Below are 21,694 nucleotides of genomic sequence, written 5' to 3'. Positions count from 1 at the left end.
ATGCTTTATCCGAATGAAGAACAGCTGTATGCCGCTATCGCCTGGCAGGATTGCACCGGCGATTTCGAAGACATTCTGTATCACAAGTCCGCCGACGGCATCGCCAAAATCACCATCAACCGGCCGCAGGTGCGCAACGCGTTTCGTCCGCAAACGGTCAAAGAGATGATCGACGCGCTGGCCAACGCCCGTTACGACGACGGCATCGGCGTCATTATTCTAACCGGCGCTGGCGATAAGGCCTTCTGCTCCGGCGGCGATCAGAAAGTGCGCGGCGACTACGGCGGCTATCGCGACGACAGCGGCGTACATCACCTCAACGTGCTGGACTTCCAGCGCCAGATCCGCACCTGCCCGAAGCCGGTGGTGGCGATGGTGGCCGGCTATTCGATCGGCGGCGGCCACGTGCTGCACATGATGTGCGATCTGACCATCGCGGCGGATAACGCCATCTTCGGCCAGACCGGCCCGAAAGTGGGCTCGTTCGACGGCGGCTGGGGCGCGTCTTACATGGCGCGCATCGTCGGCCAGAAGAAGGCGCGCGAAATCTGGTTCCTGTGCCGCCAGTACGACGCCGCCGCCGCGCTGGACATGGGCCTGGTCAATACCGTCGTGCCGCTGGCCGATCTGGAAAAAGAGACGGTGCGCTGGTGCCGCGAAATGCTGCAGAACAGCCCGATGGCGCTGCGCTGCCTGAAGGCGGCGCTGAATGCCGACTGCGACGGCCAGGCCGGTTTGCAGGAGCTGGCGGGCAACGCCACCATGCTGTTCTACATGACCGACGAAGGGCAGGAAGGGCGCAACGCGTTCAACGAGAAGCGCCAACCTGACTTCAGCAAATTCAAGCGTAACCCGTAATGAACGGGGCAAACCGCAGCGCGGCGCTATACCGTTACAGCCTGCCGATGGAGGCGGGCGTGGTGCTGCGCAATCAACGGTTGAAAACGCGTGACGGATGGGTGGTGCAGCTGCGTCAGGGCGAGCGTGAAGGTTGGGGCGAGATCGCGCCGCTGCCGGAATTCAGCCGGGAAACGTTGGCGCAGGCCGAACAGGCCGCGTTGGGCTGGCTGCAGGCCTGGTTGGCGGGCAACGAACCGGATGACAGCCCGCTGCCCTCGGTGGCCTTTGGGCTCAGCTGTGCGCAGGCCGAGCTGGAGCAGCGTTTGCCGATGCAGGCGGATTTTCGCAAGGCGCCGCTGTGCACCGGCGATCCGGATGAGCTGTTCGAAACATTGAACGCTTTGCCGGGTGAGAAAGTCGCCAAGGTGAAGGTGGGGCTGTATGAGGCGGTGCGGGACGGCATGATCGTCAACGTGTTGCTGGAGGCGCTGCCGGATCTGCGGCTGCGGCTGGACGCCAACCGCAGCTGGACCCGCGCCAAGGCCGACGGCTTCGCCAGGTACGTTAACCCGGCGTGGCGCGATCGCATCGCCTTCCTGGAAGAGCCCTGCAAGACCCGTGATGAATCGCGCGACTTCGCCCGGGCGACCGGTATCGCCATCGCCTGGGATGAGAGCGTGCGGGAGGCGGACTTTGTGGTGCAGGCCGAGCCGGGCGTGGCGGCCATCGTGCTCAAGCCGACGCTGGTCGGCAGCCTGGCGCGTTGCCAGACGCTGGTGGCGCAGGCGCACGCGGTGGGCCTGACGGCGGTGATCAGCTCCAGCCTCGAATCCAGCCTGGGGTTGACCCAACTGGCGCGCATCGCCCATTGGCTGACGCCGGATACCGTGCCGGGCCTGGACACGCTGGGGTTGATGCAGGCGCAGGTGCTGCGCCCGTGGCCGGGCAGCGCGTTGCCGCTGCTGGATGTCTCGGCGCTGGAGTGCCTATGGCGCCGTTGAACGATTGGCCGTGGCGACACTGGGCGCGCACTCAGCCGCAGGCGACGGCGCTGATGCTCGGCGAACAACCGCTGAGCTGGCTGGCGTTGCAGAGCCAGGTGGATGAGCTGGCGGCGGATTTCCAGCATCAGGGCGTTGAACCGGGCTGCGGCGTGGCGCTGTGCGGTAAAAACAGCTATCCACTGCTGCTGGCCTATCTGGCGCTGTTGCAGTGCGGCGCACGCCTGTTGCCGCTCAATCCCGCCTTGCCGACGCCGCTGCTGGCGCAGCTGTTGCCGGAATTGGGTATGACCTTTGTCTTCGGCCCGGACTCGTTGCCGGCGTTGCCGGAAGACGTGATTCGATTGACCCCGCCGTCGACCGAGCCGCGTTGGCCAGACCTGCCGACGTGGGATGCGCAGCGTCTGGCGACGCTGACGTTGACTTCCGGTTCCAGCGGCATGCCGAAAGCGGCCGCGCACAGCTATGCCAACCATCTGGCCAGCGCCGCCGGGGTGTTGGGGCTGATGGCGTTTCAGCGCGAGGATTGCTGGCTGCTGTCATTGCCGCTGTTTCACGTCTCCGGACAGGGCATTGTCTGGCGCTGGCTGGCGGCGGGCGCCCGGTTGGCGGTGCGCGAGATGCACCCGCTGAACGAGGCGTTGGCGGGATGCACGCATGCCTCGTTGGTGCCGACCCAGCTGTGGCGGCTGCTGGCGCAACCGCTGGCGGGCATGACGCTGAAGGCGGTGCTGCTCGGCGGCGCGATGATCCCGGTGGAACTGACCGAGCGGGCGGAGGCGGCGGGGATCCGCTGCTGGTGCGGCTACGGGCTGACCGAACTGGCCTCCACGGTTTGCGCCAAGCGCGCCGATGCGCGGCCGGGCGTCGGCCTGCCGCTCGATGGTCGCGAAGTAAAACTGGTGGATGAAGAGGTCTGGATCCGCGCCGACAGCCTGGCGCTTGGCTACTGGCGTCATGGCCATCTGCAACCATTGGCCGATGAGCAGGGCTGGTTCCCGACCCGCGATCGCGGCGCGATGATCGAGGGGGAACTGCGAATTCTCGGCCGGTTGGACAACCTGTTTTTCAGCGGCGGCGAAGGGGTGCAGCCGGAAGATATCGAACGCGTGCTGGCGGCGCATCCGCAGATCACGCAGGCGTTTGTAGTGCCGGTGGCGGACGCCGAATTCGGTCAGCGGCCGGTGGCGGTGATCGACGGCGATCCGTCGCTGTCGCTGGCGACGCTGCTCGCCTGGTCGCAGGATAAGCTCGCCAATTTCCAACGCCCGACGGCATTGCTTCCGCTGCCTGACGAGCTGAAAAACGGCGGCATCAAGATTTCGCGCCGCCGGTTGCAGGCGTGGGTGGCGGAGCGCCTGCGTCAGGCATAAAAAAAGCCGCCCGAAAGGGCGGCTGAGCGAATGATGACGGCGGGTTATTTCAGTCCCAACGCCTTGGCGACGCCGGCGCCGTAGTCCGGGTGCACCTTGGTGAACAGCTCGACCTGACGGCGCTGGATGTGTTCCGGCACCTGCGACAGTTCGCCGGCGATGCGGGTGAACATGCGCTGGTGCTCTTCGGCGCTCAGCAGGTTGAACAGCGCGCGCGGCTGGCTGTAGTAATCGTCGTCTTCACGATGATTCCAGTGGTCGGCCGCGCCTTCAATGCTCAGCGGCGGTTCGCTGAAGTCCGGCTGCTCTTGGAACAGGCCGAAGCTGTTCGGTTCGTAGGTTGCGCCGTTGCCGCTGTTGCCGTCCACGCGCATCGCGCCGTCGCGATGATAGTTGTGGAACGGGCATTTGGCGCCGTTCACCGGGATCTGATGGTGGTTGACGCCCAGGCGGTAGCGGTGCGCATCGCCATAGGAGAACAGGCGGCCCTGCAGCATTTTATCCGGCGAGAAACTGATGCCCGGCACCACGTTAGCGGGGTTCATCGCCACCTGCTCGACCTCGGAGAAGTAGTTGTCGGGGTTGCGGTTCAGCTCGAAAAAGCCGACGTCGATCAGCGGGTAGTCGCCGTGCGGCCAGACCTTGGTCAGATCGAACGGGTTATACGGCGTCTGCGAGGCCTCATGCTCCGGCATGATCTGGATCTGCAGTTTCCAGCGCGGGAAGTCGCCGCGTTTGATCGCATCGAACAAATCGCGCTGTGAGCTTTCGCGATCCTTGGCGATGATCGCTTCCGCTTCTTCATCCATCAGGTTTTCAATGCCTTGTTCGCAGCGGAAGTGGAATTTCACCCAGAAGCGCTCGTTGGCGGCATTGATAAAGCTGAAGGTGTGGCTGCCGAAACCGTGCATGTGGCGGTAGGACTTGGGAATGCCGCGATCGCTGAAGTCGATGGTCAGCTGGTGCAGCGATTCCGGCAGGTGAGAGAAGAAATCCCACTTGTACACCGGATTACGCAGGTTGGTATGCGGATCGCGTTTCACCACGTGATTAAGATCGGGGAATTTCAGCGGATCGCGCAGATAGAACACCGGCGTATCGTTGCCCACCAAATCCCAGTTGCCTTCTTCGGTATAGAACTTCATGGCAAAACCGCGAATGTCGCGTTCGGCGTCGGCCGCGCCGCGCTCACCGGCGACGGTGGAGAAGCGGATAAACATGTCGGTCTGCTTGCCGATTTCGGAGAAGATCTTGGCGCGCGTGTAGCGGGTGATGTCATGGGTGACGGTAAAGGTGCCGTAGGCGCCGGATCCTTTGGCGTGCATGCGGCGCTCGGGGATGACCTCGCGGTCGAAGTGGGCCAGTTTTTCCAGGAACCACACGTCCTGCAACAGCATCGGGCCGCGTTTGCCCGCGGTGATCACGTTATTGTTATCGACAACCGGGGCGCCGGCTGCGGTGGTCAGTCCTTTCTTGCTCATCACTTGCTCCTTATCGTAGTGCAGTTAAGTAAAGACTCGGGCGGTTTAAGCGTTCATCAGCATAGTCCTTTGGCGGGGCTTCTTCCCCTGACCTTGGTCAAAGCCACTACTAGTTGTAGCCCTATTGCCGAGCGACGGCAAATAGGTCTCGGTTATCGTTGGCATCGCCTTGACGAATATGGATTTTTGTTTGCAAATTTTTACATTTATTTGATTATTGAAGAATTTTTTCGCTTTTATCCCTTAAATACTCATTGCGCTTTGGTATAGACTCATGACGTTATTATTTTGCGTTGATTCGATCATTCGGTACGGATGACAAACCAGAGGGAAAGATGATGAAAAAGACTTGGGTCGCGTGCGCGGCAGGATTGCTGTTTGTGACCGGCGCGGCGAATGCCATCAGCGTGTCGGGCGAAGCCGGGCAACACTACACCAACCTGGGCGTTGGTATGAGCACCGGCTCTTCAGGTCTGGGCCTGACCGGCAACTGGGCGCGCAGCGACCACGACGGCAACGTCGGCAGCGTGGGCCTGAACTTCGGCGTGCCGCTGGGGCCGTTGACGGCGACCGTGGGCGCCAAAGCGCTGTACCTCAGCCCGAAAGACGGGAAAAGCGGCGGGGCGGTGGCGCTGGGCGGCGGCCTGGAGTGGGAAATTAACCGTTACTTCAGCCTGCACGGCGAAGGTTACTTTGCCCCTGAGTCTTTCACCAGCGGCGTGAAGGCCTATAACGAAGCCAGCGGCGGCCTGCGCTGGAAGTTCCGTCCGCTGAGCGTGGACGTGGGCTACCGTTACATGCAGATGGAAGGCAAAGACGGGCGTCGCGATAACACCCTGGCCGATGGCCCTTATGTCGGTGTCGGTCTGAGCTTCTGACGCTCAGCAAAAAGGGGCCATTGCGGCCCCTTTCTCTTTATCATTGCTTGTCTTTCGTCGCTTACCCGACCGCCGGCAGCATGCCGCTGGCGATGCCCAGTTGGATGGCGATCACCGTTACCCCACAGACAAACACCAGCGCCAGCGCAGGGGTGCCGCCCCAGACGCGGTACTGCGCCTGATGCTCTTGGCGGGTTTTCCACACCAGCAGCGAAGGCAGCAGCAGCGCCAGCACCGACAGGGCGATGGCGGCGAAACCCAACGCCAGCACGAAACCGCGCGGATAGAACAGCGCGAAGGCCAGCGGCGGCAGGAAGGTGATGGCGCCGGTTTGCAGGCGGCCACGCACGTTATCTTGCCGCTTGAACAGGTCAGCCAGGAAATCGAACAGCCCAAGCGCAACGCCGAGGAACGAGGTCGCCAGCGCCAGATCGGCGAACAGGTGCACCGCCAGTTCAACGTGCGGCGAAGCTACTGCATCACGCACCGCCTGCAACAGGCCATTCAGCCCGGCCTGCTGCGCCAGAATGCCGACGAAGGTGTCGGAGCTGATGCTGCCCAGCGTTGCCAGTTGCCAGAAGATATAGGCGATCAGCGGGATGGCGCTGCCGATGATGAACACCCAACGCAGTTTGCGAATGTTGCCGCCCATGTAGTTGACGATGCTCGGCACGCTGCCGTGGAAGCCAAATGAGGTGAAGATCACCGGAATGGCCGATAACGCCAGGCCTTGCTCCAGCGGCAACGTCATCAGATTGGTCTGGTGGATATTCGGCAACATCAGGCCGAGCATCACCACCAGAAACACCACTTTCGCGCTGAACAGGATGCGGTTGAACAAGTCGACCGAGTGGGTGCCGATGCACACCACGCCGCCGGCCACCAGGGTGAACAGCAGGACGCCGAGCGATACCGGGAAGTCCTGCGATGTCCATTGGCTTATGCTGGTGGCGAGCAGTTCGCCGGCGCCGCTAATGTAGGCAGCGGTGAGGGCGTACATCAGGAACATCATGCTAAAGCTGGTCAGCCACTGGCCGCCGCCGCCGAGATAACGTTTGGCGAGCGTGCCCAGACCGGTATCCGCCTGCTCATGCTGGTAAACCTCCACCAGTAACAGCGCGGTGTAACACATCAACAGCCACAGCCCGACCAGTAAGGCCAGCGTGACGCCGAAACCGACGCCGGCCGCCGCCAGCGGCATCGCCAGCATCCCGGCGCCAATGGTGGTGCCCGCCACGATAAAAACACTGCCAAGAGTGCGATTCTTCACGTTTTTTCTCTACCAGCCGAAAGATTTTGAAAATTATAGGTAACGATTTATGAGGATGGCAGGATAGTGGAAGCCCTAATTTGTGTCAAACCGGCGTTACGCGAATTGTAAATTAAAGTTTACAACCTTGCGGGCGGCATGGCGCATGATGAACGACGCGATGGCGGAAATAATCCGACGGCGGCTAGTGAAAAGTTATTTACGGGCTTCTATAGTGGAATGACCAAAAAATGTGGGAGAGATCAATGTTAAGGGTGGAGATGCTCAGCACCGGCGATGAGGTGCTGCACGGGCAAATTATTGATACCAACGCCGCCTGGCTGGCGGACTACCTGTTCCAGCAGGGCGTGCCGATGAGCGGGCGGGAAACGGTAGGGGACAGCCTCTCTGCTTTGATCGAGATCCTGCAGGAACGCAGCCATATCGCCGATGTGCTGATCGTCAACGGCGGCCTGGGGCCGACCAGTGACGATTTGAGCGCGCTGGCCGCCGCGAAAGCCTGCGGCGTAGAGCTGATTGAACGGGCTGACTGGCTGGCGCGCATGGAAGCCTATTTCGCCGAGCGCGGGCGGCCGATGGCCCCTTCCAACCGCAAGCAGGCGCAGATCCCGGCCAATGCGGAAATGCTGGATAACCCGGTGGGCACCGCCTGCGGTTTCGCGTTGCAGCTGAACCAATGCCTGATGTTCTTCACCCCCGGCGTGCCTTCGGAATTCAAAGTGATGGTCGAACAGCAGATCGTGCCGCATCTGCGCCAGCGTTTCACTTTGCCGGCGCCGCCGCTGTGCCTGCGCCTGACGACGTTCGGCACCTCCGAGAGCGATCTGGCCGCCGAACTGGACAGCCTGCCGCTGCCGCCGGACGTGGTGCTGGGTTACCGCTCGTCCAGCCCGATCATTGAGCTGAAGCTGACCGGGCCGGAAAGCCGGCGCGCGGAGATGGAGCTGGTCTGGCGACGCGTGCGCGAGGTAGCGGGGGACAACTGCATCTTCGAAGGCACCGTCGGGTTGCCGGCGATGTTGACGCAGCGCCTGAATCAGCAAGGGCTGAAGCTGGCGTTGAGCGAGCAATTCAGCGGCGGCTTGATCAACCTGCAGCTGCAGAGCGAAGGCGCGCCGCTGGCGGGGGGAGAGCTGCTGCCGGCCCACTGCATCGAAACGCTGGAAACGACGCTGGCGCGCGCCCGCTCGCTGGCGGAATTGACCGGCGCGCCGTTGGCGTTGGCGGTCAGCGCCATGCGCGATGAGCAGGTGAGCATTGCGCTGCACACGCCGCGCGGCGGGATTGGCCAGACCGTGCGTTATCGCGCGTCGCGCCACGGGCTGCGGCTGCGGCAGGAGTCGGTGGCGATGCTGGCGCTGGATATGCTGCGCCGTTGGCTGAATGGGGGCCAGGCGTGCGGTAAAAACGCCTGGCTGGAGGTGGTGGAAATTATCGAGTGACGCTCATGGCGCTGAGTTGTCTGCCTCACTGTTTTGTTGTAGCCGTTCGGACGCCAGGCGTGAAAGATGTATTGCCGCCGCGCCTCGCGTTTGCAGCTCTGTACCGTAGTTCCTGAGCGCCTGCGCGGCGCTGTCTGAGTGCGCCAGATGCGCCGCCAGGCTGGCGGCGTCTACCAGCGCGGTGTTGGCGCCGAGCCCACCTGCCGGGCTCATGGCGTGCACGGCGTCGCCGAGAAAGGCGATGCGTTCGCTGTGCCATTCCGGCATCGCCGCCGTAACCTGCACCGTCCGCACGCTGAGCGACAGGGGATCCGCCAGCGCTAACGCCGTTTGCAAGGCGGGCGCCCATCCTTGCGAGATATGCCGTACGCGCGCCTGCAACGCGGTGTTCTCCTCCAGTCCCGGGGCTCCGCCGAGACGTTCAGCCGATCCGATACAGGCCCAATAGAGATAGTCGTCGACCGGCGAGAGGCGGCAATCGGGCGCGTAGTCGGCCGCCAGTTGCGCCATGGGGGCCTGAAAGCGCATCGGTTCAACCACCAGCGACACGCCGTCGGCGAAGATCACTGATACGCCGTTCAGCAGTTCAGGGGCCAATTGGGCCCGGGTCGCCGCATCGAGCGGCGTTTTGCCGTAGAGGGTGACCGCACCGCTGTCTTCTGGCCCAGCCTCGGGCAGGCAGCGCCGCCGCACCAGCGAGTTGACGCCGTCGGCGGCGATCAGCACATCGACCCGCACGTGTTCGCCGTTGGCGAACTGAAGCTCCACACCCTGCGGCGTTTGTGCAAATTCACGCAAGGTATGGCCGAAACGCACCCGGTCTTGCAGGCCGGCAAGCAGGATCTCGCGCAGCGTTTGGCGATGGATGCCGAGATCGCCGCCCGGTTCTTGCGTTTGGTGCTGGCTGGAGGGCAACCAGTGCTCGGGGCGACGGCCGGTGAGCGGGGCAAGCTGCGGATCCCATAGATTGCTCTCGCCGCTGTTTTGCGCGCTGCCGGCGCAGAGCAAGCGGTAGTGCGCCGGCGGCAGGCAGGCGGCCAGCGCCTGCTGGCCCGACGGATCGATGCGCAGCCGGTAGCCCTGATCGCGTGCTTGCGGTGTGGTGTCGCGTTCAAACACCGTGGCATGGATGCCAAAGCGGCGCAGTCCCTGAGCCAGACACAGGCCGCCGGGCCCGGCGCCGATAATGCCAATGCTGAGTGTTGTCATCATGTTCCCTCGTGAGTCAGTGGCCGCAGACGGTCGCGGCCGGAAGCATTTCATTATGTCGGTGCTGGAAAAGGTTGGTATAACGGTATCTGGACTAAAAATAGTGATTAGTGGCCAATATGAATGCGAACCTTCACGCCCTCGATGCTGACTGCAGCGAATGGTCGGCGGGCCCCTGGTTGATCGCCCTTGGCGGCCGTGACGCGGCAGGCCGGGAGTATCGGTTGGGCACGCGCGAATACGACTGGCATCAGCATGTGCGCGGGCAGTTGCTGTGCGTTGAAAGCGGTTTGCTGCATGTAAGCACGGCGCAGGGCGATTGGGTGCTGCCGCCTCAGCGGGCGGGTTGGATCCCGCCGGCGACGGAGCACCGGGTGCAGGTTTGCGGCGCGCTGAGCGGCTGGAGTTTACTGCTGGCGCCGGAGGCCTGCCACGATCTGTCGAATACACCTTGCGTTATCGGCATCAGCGCAGTGCTACAGGCGCTGGCTCAGCGTGCGGAAGGTTGGGACAAACGCAGCGCGCTTACCCTGGAGCAGGAGCGTATGGCGCAGGTGATGCGTGACGAGATACGGCTGGCGCCGACGGAGCCGCTGTATTTACCGATGTCGTCCCATCCGCGCCTGGCCGGCGTTCTGCAGGCCTTGCTGGCGCAACCGGGGAGCGAACGTTCACTGGAGGCGTGGGCTGAATGGGGGGCGATGTCGCCGCGTACCCTGCGGCGGCTGATGATCGGCGAGACGGGGTTGAGTTTTGCCCAGTGGCGTCAGCAGGCTCGGTTGTCATATGCGTTGGCGAAGCTGGCCGAAGGCGAAACGGTGCTGCAGATTGCGGAGGCGCTGGGGTATGCCTCGCCGAGCAATTTTATCGCCATGTTTCGTAAAGCCTTCGGCGATTCCCCGGCGCGTTATTTTTCCACATCGGCGGGAAAGGGGCGCTAAGCGAAATACTTTGAGGATAGTTATATATCCCTGATTAATCATAATCTTATAGGGGATATTCGCGGTGAGGGAATGCTGTTACTCTCTTGACGGGTGCTTGAGACTGTTCGTCTTGGGCATTGTGTGACAAGGCGGATAGATGAAAGCCCCAGACTGACTCTCAATCAGAATGGGGCTGCACATACCGCCTAGACACCGGTATGGTAGCCCCTTCACAGCAAGGAGGCAAGCATGCGCTTAAGGCATGTGTTTCACTCGCTAACCGTTGTATGTATTACGGTTTTGTTATTTATCTGGATGATAAGAGACTCGCTGTGCGAGCTGAAAATCTACCAGGAAAATATCACTATCCTGATCAGGTTGGCGTGTGAGGTGAAGCGGTGATCCTAGGGCGGGGGCAACCCCGCCTTCTGGTCTCCAGGCGCGGTTTCCGGCACCCGACTTTACATTTCCAGCTCGATATCCGTCAGCGGCATGCAGCAGCAGGGCAGGATTTCACCGGCGTTGATAAACGCCAGCGGCTGTTGGCGGTAGGCCACTTCGCCTTTCACCAGCTTCAGGCGGCAGGCGCCGCAATAGCCGGAGCGGCATTGGTACTCCACCTGCACGTCGTGCAGTTCCAGCACGTCGAGCAGGCAGTTTTCACTGTTAGGGCAAGAGAGCTGCGTGCCGGCGGCGCGCAGCGTTACGGTAGGCGTCGCCATCGCTTACAGTTCGAAGTCGCTCAGGTCGTCGGCGTTGATCTCCGAGTCGATCTGGCCAACCAGGTAAGAGCTCACTTCCACTTCCTGCGGCGCTACCTGCACGTTGTCGGACACCAACCAGGCATTGATCCACGGGATCGGGTTGGAGCGGGTTTCGAACGGCAGACCGAGGCCGACCGCCTGCATGCGGATATTGGTGATGTACTCCACATACTGGCACAGGATGTCTTTGTTCAGGCCAATCATCGAGCCGTCGCGGAACAGGTATTCCGCCCACTCTTTCTCCTGCTGGGCGGCCAGCACGAACAGATCGTAGCACTGCTGCTGACATTCCTCGGCGATCTCCGCCATTTCAGGATCGTCGGCGCCGGAACGCATCAGGTTCAGCATGTGCTGGGTGCCAGTCAGGTGCAGCGCTTCGTCGCGGGCGATCAGTTTGATGATTTTGGCGTTGCCTTCCATCAATTCGCGCTCGGCGAAAGCGAAGGAGCAGGCAAAGCTGACGTAGAAGCGGATCGCTTCCAGCGCGTTCACGCTCATCAGGCACAGGTACAGCTGCTTCTTCAGCGCACGCAGATTGACGGTGACGGTTTTACCGTTCACCTGGTGGGTGCCTTCACCCAGCAGGTGATAGTAGCTGGTCATCTCGATCAGATCGTCGTAGTAGCCGGAAATGTCTTTCGCGCGCTTCTTGATCTCTTCGTTGGTGACGATGTCGTCGAACACCAGCGCCGGATCGTTGACGATGTTGCGGATGATGTGGGTGTAGGAACGGGAGTGGATAGTCTCGGAGAACGACCAGGTTTCCACCCAGGTTTCCAGCTCAGGGATCGAGATCAGCGGCAGCAGGGCGACGTTCGGGCTGCGGCCCTGGATGGAGTCCAGCAGGGTCTGATACTTCAGGTTGCTGATGAAGATGTGCTTCTCATGCTCCGGCAGCGCCTGGTAATCGATGCGATCGCGGGAAACGTCAACCTCTTCCGGGCGCCAGAAGAAGGAGAGCTGTTTTTCGATCAGTTTTTCGAAGATTTCATGCTTTTGCTGGTCGAAACGCGCAACGTTTACCGACTGGCCGAAGAACATCGGCTCTTGCAGCTGGTCGTTTTTGGTCTGAGAAAAAGTGGTGTAAGCCATAAGCCTGAATCCATCGTAACGTGGCTAAATGAAGGGGCCGGAAAATTCCGGCCCGCTAGGTCAAACTTTAGATCTTGCAGGCGCCGCTTTCGCAGTCGTCATCGCCGGCCTTGGCAGGCTGCAAATCTTCCTGGGCGTCTTCCGCACCGTCGCGGGTGTTTTGGTAGTACAGCGTTTTCACGCCGAACTTGTAGGTGGTGAGCAGGTCTTTCAACAGCTGCTTCATCGGCACCTTGCCGCCCGGGAAGCGGGTCGGATCGTAGTTGGTGTTGGCCGAAATCGACTGGTCGATGAATTTCTGCATCAGCCCCACCAGCTGCAGATAGCCGTCGTTGCTCGGCATTTCCCACAGCAGCTCGTAGTTGTCTTTCAGACGCTCATACTCCGGCACCACCTGGCGCAGGATGCCGTCTTTCGACGCCTTGATGCTGATGTGACCGCGCGGCGGCTCGATGCCGTTGGTGGCGTTGGAAATCTGCGAAGAGGTTTCCGACGGCATCAGGGCGGACAGCGTCGAGTTGCGCAGGCCGGTTTCCTGGATCTCTTTACGCAGGGTTTCCCAGTCGTAGTGCAGCGGCTCGCTGCAGATCGCATCCAGGTCTTTCTTGTAGGTGTCGATCGGCAGGATGCCCTGCGAATAAGTGGTTTCGTTGAACCACGGGCAAGCGCCTTGTTCCTGCGCCAGACGGTTGGAGGCTTTCAGCAGGTAGTACTGAATGGCTTCGAACGTTTTGTGGGTCAGGTTGTTGGCGCTGCCGTCGGAGTAGCGCACGCCGTTCTTCGCCAGATAATAGGCGAAGTTGATGACGCCGATGCCCAGGGTGCGGCGACCCATCGCGCCACGGTGCGCGGCCTTGATCGGATAATCCTGATAATCCAGCAGGGCGTCCAGCGAACGTACCGCCAGGGTCGCCAGCTCTTCCAGATCGTCCAGGCTGTCGATCGCGCCCAGGTTGAAGGCGGACAGGGTGCACAGCGCGATCTCGCCGTTTTCGTCGTTGACGTCTTCCAGCGGCTTGGTCGGCAGGGCGATTTCCAGACACAGGTTGGACTGGCGCACCGGCGCGATCTGCGGATCGAACGGGCTGTGGGTGTTGCAGTGGTCGACGTTCTGGATGTAGATACGGCCGGTAGAGGCGCGTTCTTGCATCATCAGCGAGAACAGCTCAACCGCTTTCACGCGCTTCTGGCGAATGCTGTCGTCTTTCTCGTACTGGGTGTACAGGCGCTCGAATTCGTCCTGATCGGCGAAGAACGCATCATACAGCCCCGGCACGTCGGACGGGCTGAACAGGGTGATGTCTTCGCCTTTGATCAGGCGCTGGTACATCAGACGGTTCAACTGCACGCCGTAGTCCATGTGGCGCACGCGGTTGCCTTCAACGCCGCGGTTGTTTTTCAGCACCAGCAGGCTTTCCACTTCCAGGTGCCACATCGGGTAGAACAGCGTTGCCGCGCCACCGCGCACGCCGCCCTGCGAGCAGGATTTGACGGCGGTCTGGAAGTGTTTGTAGAACGGGATGCAGCCGGTATGGAAGGCTTCACCGCCACGGATCGGGCTGCCCAGCGCGCGGATGCGGCCGGCGTTGATGCCGATGCCGGCGCGTTGCGAAACGTATTTCACAATGGCGCTGGAGGTAGCGTTGATGGAGTCCAGACTGTCGCCGCACTCGATCAGCACGCAGGAGCTGAACTGGCGGGTTGGGGTGCGCACGCCGGACATGATCGGCGTAGGCAGCGAAATCTTGAAGGTGGAAATCGCGTCGTAGAAACGTTTGACGTAATCCAGACGAGTTTCACGCGGGTAGTTGGAGAACAGGCAAGCGGACACCAGCATGTACAGGAACTGGGCGCTTTCGTAGATCTCGCCGCTGACGCGGTTCTGCACCAGATACTTGCCTTCCAGCTGCTTGACGGCGGCATAAGAGAAGTTCATGTCGCGCCAGTGATCGATAAAGGAGTCCATCTGCTCGAACTCTTCAGCGCTGTAGTCTTCCAGCAGATGTTTATCGTATTTGCCCATCTCGACCATGCGGGTCACGTGAGCGTGCAGCTTCGGCGGTTCGAACTGGCCGTAAGCCTTTTTACGCAGGTGGAAGATCGCCAAGCGAGCGGCCAGGTACTGATAGTCCGGCGCATCGCGGGAGATCAGATCGGCAGCGGCTTTGATGATGGTTTCGTGAATGTCGGCGGTTTTGATGCCGTCATAAAACTGAATGTGGGAACGCAACTCTACTTGAGAAACCGAGACGTTGTGCAATCCTTCTGCGGCCCAATCGATGACCCGGTGGATTTTGTCGAGGTTGATGCGCTCTTTACGGCCATCGCGTTTAGTTACAAGCAGACTTTGGTTCATGTGGTGTTTTACCTGTCCGTATGGTGCCCCTAAGCAGAAGTGTAGTCGCTCTGCTCAGTATGTAAACACTATATATAGGGGTTGTATGTCGGTGAGGTAACAAGATAGTGAGAAAAAACGGCGTTTGCAAGTGAACAAAACCGGCCTAATTTGTGGATAACTTGGGGGTGAAATGTAACTTGCCGTTCGCAGTGCGCGCCGTGACTGGCGCGACAAGCTTGTCAATAAGCGAGATCAGATTTTACTGAAAAACTGAAAAAACCGATCGTTTGGCGCTTTATTAAACGTTAGAAAAAAACGGCATATTGATCTGATTTAATATTCTAAAAAACTGTCTACAACCACGATTTTGATCGAAGTCGCGGAAATTAGGTATTTTTCCTAACAGCGCGTTGGCGCCGAACCTCGATAACGCAGGGCCGGCGCGGTTTACAGCGCTCAGCCTTCGTGCTGGGTGTGCACCATGTAGTTCACGTCAACGTTGCGCCCAAGCTTGAAATGATCGGTGATCGGGTTGTAATGCAGGCCGATCATGTGCTTTTCGCGCAGCGGCGTGCCGTCGACCCAGCCGATCAGTTCGGAAGGGCGAATAAACTTCTTATGATCGTGGGTGCCCTGCGGCACCATCTTCAGCACGTACTCCGCGCCGATCACCGCCATCAGCCAGGCTTTGGTGTTGCGGTTGATGGTGGAAAAGAACACGTGGCCGCCCGGTTTCACCAGTTGGGCGCAGGCGCGCACCACCGAGGCCGGATCGGGCACGTGCTCCAGCATTTCCATGCAGGTGACCACGTCGTAGCGCTGGGGGTTGGCCTGAGCGTGGCTTTCCACCGTCTCCTGCACGTAAGTCACGTTCACGCCGCTTTCCAGCGCGTGCAGCCGGGCGACCTGCAGCGGCTCCCCGCCCATGTCCAGGCCGGTCACTTCGGCGCCTTCGCGCGCCATGCTTTCCGCCAGAATGCCGCCGCCGCAGCCCACGTCGAGCACCTGCTTGTCAAAAATGCCGCCGGCGCGCTGCATGATGTAGTTCAGGCGCAGCGGGTTGATACGGTGCAGCGGTTTGAACTCGCCTTCCAGATCCCACCAGCGGGAGGCGACGGCCTCGAACTTGGCGATTTCCTGGTGGTCAACGTTTTGCACTCGGCTGGATGATTCTGCGTTCATGGGCTTGTCTGGCTCCTTGTTCTCGTTGCGCGGATTATACATGTTCCGGCGCGGCATCGTCTGCGTCGATGCGTTTTTAGCGCACTAATCTGTACAATTTCCGTGAAACAGCGGCGGTTATTTTCCCGTAAAGCGTGCTTTGTGATATAGTTTTACACCTTTGCCACTATGGCAGCGGGCAGATGAATCATTAGTAGAGGGATAGCAGCTCCATGAGCGACCTTGCCAGAGAAATCACACCGGTAAACATCGAAGACGAGTTGAAAAACTCGTATCTGGACTACGCGATGTCCGTTATTGTCGGACGTGCGCTGCCAGATGTTCGTGATGGACTGAAGCCGGTTCACCGCCGCGTTCTTTACGCGATGAGTGTATTGGGTAACGACTGGAATAAACCATACAAGAAATCGGCCCGTGTCGTCGGGGACGTGATCGGTAAATATCACCCGCACGGTGACAGCGCGGTTTACGACACTATCGTGCGTATGGCTCAGCCGTTTTCACTGCGCTACATGCTGGTGGACGGTCAGGGTAACTTCGGTTCCGTCGACGGCGACTCCGCCGCGGCGATGCGTTATACCGAAGTGCGCATGTCCAAGATTGCTCACGAACTGTTGGCGGATCTGGAAAAAGAAACCGTCGACTTCGTGCCTAACTATGATGGCACCGAGCAGATCCCGGCCGTTATGCCGACCAAGATCCCGAACCTGCTGGTAAACGGCTCGTCGGGCATCGCCGTGGGCATGGCCACCAATATTCCGCCGCACAACCTGGCTGAAGTCGTCAACGGCTGCCTGGCCTATATCGATGATGAAAACATCAGCATCGAAGGGCTGATGGAACACATCCCGGGGCCGGACTTCCCGACGGCGGCGATCATCAACGGCCGTCGCGGCATTGAAGAGGCCTACCGCACCGGGCGCGGCAAAGTCTACCTGCGCGCGCGCGCGGAAGTGGAAGCCGACGCCAAAACCGGCCGCGAAACCATCATCGTTCACGAGATCCCGTATCAGGTGAACAAGGCGCGTCTGATCGAAAAGATCGCCGAGCTGGTGAAAGAAAAACGCGTAGAAGGCATCAGCGCGCTGCGTGACGAGTCCGATAAAGACGGCATGCGCATCGTGATCGAAGTCAAACGCGACGCGGTCGGCGAAGTGGTGCTGAACAACCTGTATGCGCTGACGCAGCTGCAGGTCACCTTCGGCATCAACATGGTCGCGCTGCACCAGGGCCAGCCTAAGCTGCTGAACCTGAAAGATATCCTCGAAGCCTTCGTGCGCCACCGCCGCGAAGTGGTCACCCGCCGCACCATCTTCGAACTGCGCAAGGCCCGTGACCGCGCCCATATCCTGGAAGCGCTGGCTATCGCGTTGGCCAACATCGACCCGATCATCGAGCTGATTCGCCGTGCGCCGACGCCGGCGGAAGCGAAAGTCGCGCTGGTGGCTCAGCCGTGGGATCTGGGCAACGTCAGCGCCATGCTGGAACGCGCCGGTGACGACGCCGCCCGTCCTGAGTGGCTGGAGCCGGAATTCGGCATCCGCGACGGCAAGTACCATCTGACCGAGCAGCAGGCTCAGGCGATTCTGGATCTGCGTCTGCAGAAACTGACCGGCCTGGAGCATGAAAAGCTGCTGGACGAATATAAAGAGCTGCTCAACTTCATCGCCGAGCTGATCTTTATTCTGGAAAGCCCAGAGCGCCTGATGGAAGTGATCCGCGAAGAGCTGGTGGCGGTCAAAGAGCTGTACAACGACGGCCGTCGCACCGAGATCACCGCCAATACTTCCGACATCAACATCGAAGACCTGATCAACCAGGAAGACGTTGTGGTGACCCTGTCTCACCAGGGCTACGTGAAGTATCAGCCGCTGTCCGACTATGAAGCTCAGCGCCGCGGCGGCAAAGGCAAGTCCGCCGCGCGCATTAAAGAAGAAGACTTTATCGATCGCCTGCTGGTGGCCAACACCCACGATACGATCCTGTGCTTCTCCAGCCGTGGCCGCCTGTACTGGATGAAGGTGTATCAACTGCCTGAAGCCAGCCGTGGCGCGCGCGGCCGCCCAATCGTCAACCTGTTGCCGCTGGAAGCCGATGAGCGTATCACCGCCATTCTGCCGGTGCGCGAGTATGAAGAAGGGCGTCACGTGTTCATGGCCACCGCCAGCGGTACCGTGAAGAAAACCGCGCTGACCGAGTTCAGCCGTCCGCGCAGCGCCGGCATTATCGCCGTCAACCTCAACGAGGGCGACGAGCTGATCGGCGTCGATCTGACCGATGGCAGCAATGAAGTGATGCTGTTCTCCGCCAACGGTAAAGTGGTGCGCTTCCCGGAAACGCAGGTGCGTTCGATGGGCCGTACCGCGACCGGCGTGCGCGGCATCAACCTCGGCGAAGGCGACAGCGTGATTTCGCTGATCGTGCCGCGCGGCGAGGGCGACATTCTGACCGTCACGCAAAACGGCTTCGGTAAACGTACTGCAGTCACCGAGTACCCGACCAAGTCACGCGCCACCCAGGGGGTTATCTCCATCAAGGTGAGCGAGCGTAACGGCCAGGTGGTTGGCGCCGTGCAGGTGGAAACCAGCGACCAGATCATGATGATCACCGATGCCGGCACGCTGGTGCGTACCCGCGTTTCGGAAGTCAGCGTGGTCGGTCGTAACACCCAGGGCGTGACGCTGATCCGTACGGCGGAAGACGAAAACGTCGTCGGTCTGCAGCGCGTGGCCGAGCCGGTGGAAGACGAAGAGCTGGACAGCCTGGAACCGGGCGCGGAAGCGGTGGAAGAAGACACTACGCCGCTGGACGATGGCGACGACGCGGCTGAGCCGATGGACGACGACAACGTTTAAGCAAGGTGAGGGCGTCGGCATGCCGACACCGTAATGCACTGAGACAAAAGGGCCTGGCAGCGATGCTAGGCCCTTTTTCAGTTATATGGTTTAATTGGCGCACCGAGCCGCCGGCCGCTGCGCCGGCGACAACGCGCGCCGCCACTGACTTTCGTATGGTATCCGATTGAAATATTTAGCCTCTTTTCGAACTACGCTGAAGATATCCCGCTATCTGTTCCGGGTGCTGGCGATTTTGCTGTGGTCGTTGGGAGCGCTGCTCACCACCTTTTATATTCTGAATATCCTGCATCAGAAAGAATCGGACATCCGCCAGGAGTACAACCTCAATTTCGATCAGGCGCAGGGCTATATTCGCCATTCCGCCGACATCATACGCGACATCAAGTACATGGCGGAAAACCGCCTCAACGGTTCGGTCAGCGGCCTGGACATGTTCAGCGGCGTGATCCCCGGCAAGGGCAGCCCGCCGCAATTCTATCCGCTGTATCCAGAGTCTAACTGCGCCCTGAGCGCCACTTACCGCAGTTCACTCGATTCGCTGAGCGGCCTGATCCAGTATTGGAAAGAGAACTTCGTGGCGGCCTACGATCTCAACCGGGTGTTCTTCATCGGCGGCGACAGCCTGTGTCTGGCGGAATTCGGCGGCGGCAACGCGGTCGCCAACCGGGAAAACATGCTGAAGCTGCTGCACGAGCGCATTCTGAAATACCGCAACGCCAAGAATCTGGACAAAGACAACAACCTGTATTGGATTAGTCCCAGCGCGCAGCGGCCTGACATCGGTTATCTGTATGTGCTGACGCCTCTCTATATCGGCAACAAGCTGGAGGCTCTGCTGGGCATCGAGCAAACCGTCCGGCTGGAAGATTTCGTCACCGCCGGCAACCTGCCGATCGGCGTCACGCTGCTGGATGAAAACAACGATCCGATACTGCGCCTGGCGGATGGCGATCGCTATGCCGCTGCCCTCAACAGCTACCCCGAAGAGCATGCTTACTTCGGTTATGTCGATAACTACCGCGATCTGATCCTGAAAAAAGCGCTGCCGCCTTCATCGCTGAGCATCGTTTATGCGCTGCCGGTGAAAAGCGTGGTGGAACGCTTCAAGATGCTGATCCTCAATGCGCTGTTGCTGAACCTGTTGTCGGCTATCGTGCTGTTCACGCTGGCGTGGCTGTTTGAGCGCAAGATGTTCCTGCCGGCGGAGGACAATGCCTTCCGGCTGGAAGAACACGAACAGTTCAACCGCAAGATCGTCGCCTCGGCGCCGGTGGGCATCTGTATCCTGCGCATCAGCGATGGCACCAATATTCTGAGTAACGAACTGGCGCACAACTACATCAACCTGTTGACCCACGAAGATCGCGATCGCATTACGCGCATCATCTGCGAACAGCAGGCGAACTTCGTCGATGTGATGACCAGCAACAACAATAACCTGCAGATCAGCTTTGTCCATTCGCGTTACCGCAACGAAGAGGTGGCGATCTGCGTGCTGGTGGACGTCAGCGCGCGCGTGAAAATGGAAGAGTCGCTGCAGGAGATGGCGGCGGCGGCGGAGCAGGCCAGCCAGTCTAAATCGATGTTCCTGGCCACCGTCAGCCATGAGCTGCGCACGCCGCTGTACGGCATTATCGGCAACCTCGATCTGCTGCAGACCAAGGCGTTACCGCCAGGGGTCGATCGGCTGGTCAATGCGATGAACAACTCTTCCGGGCTGCTGCTGAAAATCATCAGCGATATTCTCGACTTCTCCAAAATCGAGTCCGAGCAGCTGAAGATTGAACCGCGTGAGTTCTCCTGCCTGGAGGTGATCACCCATATCGCCGGCAACTATTTGCCGTTGGTGGTGAAGAAACGTCTGGGGCTGTACTGCTTTATCGAGCAAAACGTGCCGGAGCGTATCTTCGGCGATCCGGTGCGGCTGCAGCAGGTGCTGTCCAACCTGGTGAACAACGCCATCAAGTTCACCGATACCGGCTGCATCGTGCTGCAGGTCTGCACCCGCGGCAGCTACCTGGAATTCAGCGTGCGCGATACCGGCGTCGGTATTCCGGAGAAGGAGATCTCACGCCTATTCGATCCGTTCTTCCAGGTGGGCACCGGCGTGCAGCGCCACTTCCAGGGCACCGGTTTGGGGCTGGCGATCTGCGAGAAATTGGTCAACCTGATGGACGGCGACGTCTCCGTCGAGTCCGAACCGGGGCTGGGCAGCTTGTTCAGCATTCGCATTCCATTGTTTAACGCCCAGTTCCCGATCCCGCAGGCCAGCGATACCTGGCAGGGCCGGCGGCTGTGGCTGGATATCCGCAATCAGCGGCTGGAAAGCTACCTGATGGCGATTCTGGGCGGCTACGGCGCCGATATCCAGCGCTATGAGGGGCAGGAGACCGCCGCCGACGAGGTGATGCTCAGCGATTATCCGCTGATGCTGAACACGCCGCTGTTGGCTCAGATCCAGTTCTCGACCGAACATATCGGCCCGTCGCTGGAAACCCGGCCAGGCTATTGGATGCACAGCACCTCTACGCCGCGTGAAACGCTGACCTTGATCAACCGATTGTTCGGCGTCGGCAACGGCGCGGCAGAGGCGCTGGTGCAGCTGCCAGTGCCCGCCAAGGCCAGCGCGGCGGACAACGGCGATATTCATCTGCTGGTGGTCGACGATCATCCGATCAACCGTCGTCTGCTTTCCGATCAGCTGGGGTCGCTGGGGTATCAGGTGGTGACCGCCAACGACGGCGTCGACGCGCTCGCCGTACTGAAACAGCACCACGTCGATATTGTGTTGACCGACGTCAATATGCCGAACATGGACGGCTATCGCCTGACGCAGGCGCTGCGGGAGATGCAGTTCAGCGCGCCGGTGATCGGCGTGACGGCGAACGCGTTGGCGGAGGAGAAGCAGCGCTGTCTCGAGGCGGGCATGGATAATTGCCTGTCGAAACCGGTTACGCTGGAGACGCTGGAGCAGACATTGGCTTATTACAGCCAGCAGGTACGCTACAACCGCAGCGAGGCCTGAAAAGCAAACAGGCACGGC

Annotated in this window: 16 protein-coding genes; 9 read left to right on the top strand and 7 right to left on the bottom strand. The window is 60.4% G+C overall.

Features of this window, described 5'->3' with window-relative positions:
- From menB to menE, 3 genes are read left to right on the top strand one after another with little or no spacing between them, the layout of a single operon-like run.
- Complete coding sequence (menB, locus tag ACSBQV_RS12525; protein WP_033635308.1) at nucleotides 1-858, top strand: 1,4-dihydroxy-2-naphthoyl-CoA synthase; 858 nt, start codon at nucleotides 1-3, stop codon at nucleotides 856-858.
- Entirely contained in the window at nucleotides 858-1,841 is a 984-nt protein-coding gene (gene menC, locus ACSBQV_RS12520; RefSeq protein ID WP_099784642.1) for an o-succinylbenzoate synthase, read from the top strand. Before menB ends, menC begins: the two co-directional genes overlap by 1 nt.
- Nucleotides 1,829-3,214 (top strand): o-succinylbenzoate--CoA ligase, encoded by a 1,386-nt coding sequence (gene menE, locus ACSBQV_RS12515; protein WP_099784640.1) that lies wholly within the window; start codon nucleotides 1,829-1,831, stop codon nucleotides 3,212-3,214. The genes menC and menE overlap by 13 nt, the downstream gene beginning before the upstream one ends.
- 44 nt (nucleotides 3,215-3,258) lie before the next feature.
- Here menE and katA read toward each other — a convergent pair whose 3' ends face one another.
- Nucleotides 3,259-4,695: a catalase KatA gene (gene katA / locus ACSBQV_RS12510; protein WP_033651930.1), complete on the bottom strand. Its 1,437-nt coding sequence runs from the start codon at nucleotides 4,693-4,695 to the stop codon at nucleotides 3,259-3,261.
- 338 nt (nucleotides 4,696-5,033) lie between these two features.
- On the opposite strand from katA, the gene ACSBQV_RS12505 reads away from it, so the two are divergent.
- Nucleotides 5,034-5,573: a YfaZ family outer membrane protein gene (locus ACSBQV_RS12505; RefSeq protein WP_033643844.1), complete on the top strand. Its 540-nt coding sequence runs from the start codon at nucleotides 5,034-5,036 to the stop codon at nucleotides 5,571-5,573.
- Nucleotides 5,574-5,634: 61 nt separating this feature from the next.
- On the opposite strand, the gene tyrP is transcribed toward ACSBQV_RS12505, so the two are convergent.
- On the bottom strand, nucleotides 5,635-6,843 hold the full coding sequence (gene tyrP / locus ACSBQV_RS12500; RefSeq protein WP_099784638.1) for a tyrosine transporter TyrP: 1,209 nt from the start codon (nucleotides 6,841-6,843) through the stop codon (nucleotides 5,635-5,637).
- A gap of 245 nt (nucleotides 6,844-7,088) precedes the next feature.
- Between tyrP and ACSBQV_RS12495 the strand changes: the two genes are divergently transcribed.
- Complete coding sequence (locus tag ACSBQV_RS12495) at nucleotides 7,089-8,285, top strand: nicotinamide mononucleotide deamidase-related protein YfaY (protein WP_434991452.1); 1,197 nt, start codon at nucleotides 7,089-7,091, stop codon at nucleotides 8,283-8,285.
- 3 nt (nucleotides 8,286-8,288) lie between these two features.
- On the opposite strand, the gene ACSBQV_RS12490 is transcribed toward ACSBQV_RS12495, so the two are convergent.
- Nucleotides 8,289-9,497 (bottom strand): FAD-dependent oxidoreductase, encoded by a 1,209-nt coding sequence (locus ACSBQV_RS12490; RefSeq protein ID WP_241900217.1) that lies wholly within the window; start codon nucleotides 9,495-9,497, stop codon nucleotides 8,289-8,291.
- Between the two features lie 116 nt (nucleotides 9,498-9,613).
- Here ACSBQV_RS12490 and ACSBQV_RS12485 point away from each other — a divergent pair, with 116 nt between their 5' ends.
- Both ACSBQV_RS12485 and ACSBQV_RS12480 read left to right on the top strand, forming a co-directional pair.
- On the top strand, nucleotides 9,614-10,435 hold the full coding sequence (locus ACSBQV_RS12485; RefSeq protein WP_033643841.1) for an AraC family transcriptional regulator: 822 nt from the start codon (nucleotides 9,614-9,616) through the stop codon (nucleotides 10,433-10,435).
- Between the two features lie 231 nt (nucleotides 10,436-10,666).
- Nucleotides 10,667-10,819, top strand: a complete 153-nt coding sequence (locus tag ACSBQV_RS12480) for a Hok/Gef family protein (RefSeq protein ID WP_004935921.1) — start codon at nucleotides 10,667-10,669, stop codon at nucleotides 10,817-10,819.
- Nucleotides 10,820-10,878: 59 nt separating this feature from the next.
- Here the strand turns inward: ACSBQV_RS12480 and yfaE are convergent, their stop codons facing one another.
- From yfaE to ubiG, 4 genes are all read right to left on the bottom strand, one after another.
- Nucleotides 10,879-11,139 (bottom strand): class I ribonucleotide reductase maintenance protein YfaE, encoded by a 261-nt coding sequence (gene yfaE / locus ACSBQV_RS12475; protein WP_015378558.1) that lies wholly within the window; start codon nucleotides 11,137-11,139, stop codon nucleotides 10,879-10,881.
- A 3-nt stretch (nucleotides 11,140-11,142) separates the two neighbouring features.
- Nucleotides 11,143-12,273 carry a class Ia ribonucleoside-diphosphate reductase subunit beta gene (nrdB, locus tag ACSBQV_RS12470; protein WP_019453694.1) on the bottom strand — a complete coding sequence of 377 codons (1,131 nt, stop codon included), beginning with the start codon at nucleotides 12,271-12,273 and terminating at the stop codon, nucleotides 11,143-11,145.
- 67 nt (nucleotides 12,274-12,340) lie between these two features.
- Nucleotides 12,341-14,629, bottom strand: coding sequence for a class 1a ribonucleoside-diphosphate reductase subunit alpha (gene nrdA, locus ACSBQV_RS12465; protein ID WP_033632525.1), 2,289 nt, complete (start codon nucleotides 14,627-14,629; stop codon nucleotides 12,341-12,343).
- 438 nt (nucleotides 14,630-15,067) lie between these two features.
- Nucleotides 15,068-15,793 (bottom strand): bifunctional 2-polyprenyl-6-hydroxyphenol methylase/3-demethylubiquinol 3-O-methyltransferase UbiG, encoded by a 726-nt coding sequence (gene ubiG / locus ACSBQV_RS12460; protein ID WP_033644327.1) that lies wholly within the window; start codon nucleotides 15,791-15,793, stop codon nucleotides 15,068-15,070.
- A gap of 212 nt (nucleotides 15,794-16,005) precedes the next feature.
- Here ubiG and gyrA point away from each other — a divergent pair, with 212 nt between their 5' ends.
- Both gyrA and rcsC read left to right on the top strand, forming a co-directional pair.
- Nucleotides 16,006-18,648, top strand: coding sequence for a DNA topoisomerase (ATP-hydrolyzing) subunit A (gene gyrA / locus ACSBQV_RS12455; protein WP_099784632.1), 2,643 nt, complete (start codon nucleotides 16,006-16,008; stop codon nucleotides 18,646-18,648).
- A gap of 166 nt (nucleotides 18,649-18,814) precedes the next feature.
- Nucleotides 18,815-21,676, top strand: coding sequence for a two-component system sensor histidine kinase RcsC (rcsC, locus tag ACSBQV_RS12450; RefSeq protein WP_099784630.1), 2,862 nt, complete (start codon nucleotides 18,815-18,817; stop codon nucleotides 21,674-21,676).
- The last annotated feature ends 18 nt before the right edge of the window (nucleotides 21,677-21,694 follow it).

The sequence above is a fragment of the Serratia sp. B501 genome (assembly GCF_051172315.1).
GTDB classification, from domain to species: domain Bacteria; phylum Pseudomonadota; class Gammaproteobacteria; order Enterobacterales; family Enterobacteriaceae; genus Serratia; species Serratia ureilytica.
This window is presented reverse-complemented; position numbering and strand designations above follow the sequence as displayed.

What these genes read in the sequence shown, in the direction of transcription:
- nrdA (WP_033632525.1), bottom strand. Translation starts at nt 14,629, where the DNA reads ATGAACCAAAGTCTGCTTGTAACTAAACGCGATGGCCGTAAAGAGCGC.
- ACSBQV_RS12480 (WP_004935921.1), top strand. Translation starts at nt 10,667, where the DNA reads ATGCGCTTAAGGCATGTGTTTCACTCGCTAACCGTTGTATGTATTACG.
- ACSBQV_RS12505 (WP_033643844.1), top strand. Translation starts at nt 5,034, where the DNA reads ATGAAAAAGACTTGGGTCGCGTGCGCGGCAGGATTGCTGTTTGTGACC.
- nrdB (WP_019453694.1), bottom strand. Translation starts at nt 12,273, where the DNA reads ATGGCTTACACCACTTTTTCTCAGACCAAAAACGACCAGCTGCAAGAG.
- ubiG (WP_033644327.1), bottom strand. Translation starts at nt 15,793, where the DNA reads ATGAACGCAGAATCATCCAGCCGAGTGCAAAACGTTGACCACCAGGAA.
- menC (WP_099784642.1), top strand. Translation starts at nt 858, where the DNA reads ATGAACGGGGCAAACCGCAGCGCGGCGCTATACCGTTACAGCCTGCCG.
- ACSBQV_RS12490 (WP_241900217.1), bottom strand. Translation starts at nt 9,497, where the DNA reads ATGATGACAACACTCAGCATTGGCATTATCGGCGCCGGGCCCGGCGGC.
- yfaE (WP_015378558.1), bottom strand. Translation starts at nt 11,139, where the DNA reads ATGGCGACGCCTACCGTAACGCTGCGCGCCGCCGGCACGCAGCTCTCT.
- ACSBQV_RS12485 (WP_033643841.1), top strand. Translation starts at nt 9,614, where the DNA reads ATGAATGCGAACCTTCACGCCCTCGATGCTGACTGCAGCGAATGGTCG.
- ACSBQV_RS12495 (WP_434991452.1), top strand. Translation starts at nt 7,089, where the DNA reads ATGTTAAGGGTGGAGATGCTCAGCACCGGCGATGAGGTGCTGCACGGG.
- menB (WP_033635308.1), top strand. Translation starts at nt 1, where the DNA reads ATGCTTTATCCGAATGAAGAACAGCTGTATGCCGCTATCGCCTGGCAG.
- katA (WP_033651930.1), bottom strand. Translation starts at nt 4,695, where the DNA reads ATGAGCAAGAAAGGACTGACCACCGCAGCCGGCGCCCCGGTTGTCGAT.
- menE (WP_099784640.1), top strand. Translation starts at nt 1,829, where the DNA reads ATGGCGCCGTTGAACGATTGGCCGTGGCGACACTGGGCGCGCACTCAG.
- gyrA (WP_099784632.1), top strand. Translation starts at nt 16,006, where the DNA reads ATGAGCGACCTTGCCAGAGAAATCACACCGGTAAACATCGAAGACGAG.